2 protein-coding genes are annotated in these 2,107 nt (G+C 54.0%); one reads left to right on the top strand and one right to left on the bottom strand.

Annotation, left to right across the window (positions count from 1 at the left end):
- Positions 1-389 precede the first annotated feature (389 nt).
- Positions 390-1,229, top strand: coding sequence for a helix-turn-helix transcriptional regulator (locus ACYZYZ_RS03190; protein ID WP_461483227.1), 840 nt, complete (start codon positions 390-392; stop codon positions 1,227-1,229).
- Between the two features lie 54 nt (positions 1,230-1,283).
- Here ACYZYZ_RS03190 and ACYZYZ_RS03185 read toward each other — a convergent pair.
- A partial coding sequence (locus ACYZYZ_RS03185; RefSeq protein ID WP_461483226.1) for a glutamine synthetase family protein occupies positions 1,284-2,107 on the bottom strand: 824 nt, incomplete at its 5' end.

Here is a 2,107-nt window from a genome sequence, read left to right as displayed (position 1 = left end):
AGAGGAAAACTCAGATACCCGGATACCAGCGTCACTCAACCTCAACTTTATAACTATCGTCCCGTAGACACTCAACTTTGGTCGGCGGCACAGGAACGGGGCCAACATCCGTGTTTTGGCATCATAACCCGTTCTTTAATTCCTGCAAGGCACAGCCGGGAAATGTGAGTCACATAACGGCGACACTCGCGGCAAACCAACCCCCAAATAGCATGTCTGCGACAATTTGTCGCTGAAGATCACAACGGTATCCAGGCGGAACCGGACTGGCGTACCAACCGGACCCTGGCCAAGGCCATCCGCTTTTAATTTCCCCGGCATTCCGCCGCGATATTTCAACCCTCCCCCATTCTCGCTAGACTGTTCTGAGGGGAATGGGAGCGGGTTTGATGGCCTTCAGCATCGCGGAATACTCCAACCGACTGATACCAGTTGTGTCCAGCATTGGCCAAAGTAGTTTTTTTAATCAGCTGATGGCTTTTCTGAAAAAACTGACACCCATTGATAACGCAGTCATTCTCTCCTATCACCAACAACAACCAACGTTGAGCTACAACGACCTGCCGCCGGCCAACCGCCCAACCCATATTGATTTATTCCTGAGAGGCGCCTACCTACTGGACCCCTGTTACCGGGCGGCCCAGGACGGGCATGAGGGGTTTTATCGACTGGACGGATTGGCCCCGGTGGGTTTTCGGAAGAGCGAATACTACAAAAACTATTTTCGCCACACCGGACTGATCGATGAGTGCGGTTACCTGTTTCGGTTAAACGCACAGGCGCCAGGAGATTGGCTGAACATTTCCCTAGGCCGGGGTGAACACCATCATCGTTTCAGCTTGTCTCAACAGCGCTTGCTGCGGGATATTGCACCGCTGCTCCAATCTCTGTGCCAACAGCATTGGCAAACCACCGATCACAGCCAACACCAACACGATGACCTGCACCGGCATTTATCTTCGGCACTGAGCCATTTTGGTAGGTCGGTACTCACCGAAAGAGAGACACAGATCATTCAGCTCTTCCTCCACGGCCATTCCACCAAATCCATCGCTCAGAAACTGTCTATTTCGCCGGAAACGGTAAAACTGCATCGCAAGCACAGCTACGCCAAGCTGGACGTTACGTCCCAATCAGAGCTGTTCTACCTGTTCATCGATGCCCTTTCGAGTATGCGGCCGCCATTTGGTGGTGACCCACTGGAGGGGTATCTCGAATCGAAAACATGAAGCCGGGTTATAAAATATCGTGGGCACGCAGAGACACATCAGGATGAGGGATATTCAGAGATAAGCGTCGTATTCCAGGATAGACACCCTTCGGTCAAATTCCGCCAACTCCTGCTGTTTAGCCGCCAGAAACACCCGCTGAAATTCAGCACCAAAATACTCGCTGATAAATGCCGACTGCTCCAGACGCTGTAGGGAATCAGGCAAGTAACGAGGCAACTCTGCACCCGGCTGAGCATAAGCATCGCCCTCTATGGCCGGGGGTGGTACCAGTTGTTGTTCAATGCCATGGAGCATTCCCGCCAGAATCACCGCGACCACCAGATACGGGTTGGCATCGGCACCGGCCACCCGGTGTTCAATGCGGCGGTCCGCCAGGTTACCGGTGGGAATCCGCAACGCCGTGGTGCGATTTTCATAACCCCAGCTGGCCGTCAAGGGTGCATGACTGCCGGGCTGAAAGCGACGACAGGCATTGATGTTGGGGGCAAAAATAGCCATGGCATCAGCCATAGAAATCAGGCAACCCGCCACGGACTGGGCCAGTAATTCGCTGCCCTGCTCTTCGCCATTGTTAAAAACATTTCTGCCCTGCTGGTCGAGGATACTGCAGTGCACATGCATACCGCTACCCGCCAACTCGCCAAATGGCTTGGCCATAAACGTGGCCAGTTTGCCTTGCTCACGGGCCACACCTTTGATCAGACGCTGCAACATCAGACCGTGATCTGCCGCCAGCAGCGCATCATTGCCGTGGTAGAGATTGACCTCATACTGAGAGGGTGCAGCTTCGGCTATCAGTGTATCTACCGGCAACCGTTGAGCGACACAGGCCTCCCGGATTGCCCGCATTAACGGCGCTTCATCCTCCAGCTGAT

The organism is Porticoccus sp. (genome assembly GCA_023261185.1).
In the GTDB taxonomy this organism is placed as follows: Bacteria; Pseudomonadota; Gammaproteobacteria; order Pseudomonadales; family Porticoccaceae; genus Porticoccus; species Porticoccus litoralis.
This window is presented reverse-complemented; position numbering and strand designations above follow the sequence as displayed.

Bases quoted from the DNA above. Each gene is read 5' to 3' on its own strand.
- ACYZYZ_RS03190 (WP_461483227.1), top strand. From the start codon at position 390: ATGGCCTTCAGCATCGCGGAATACTCCAACCGACTGATACCAGTTGTG.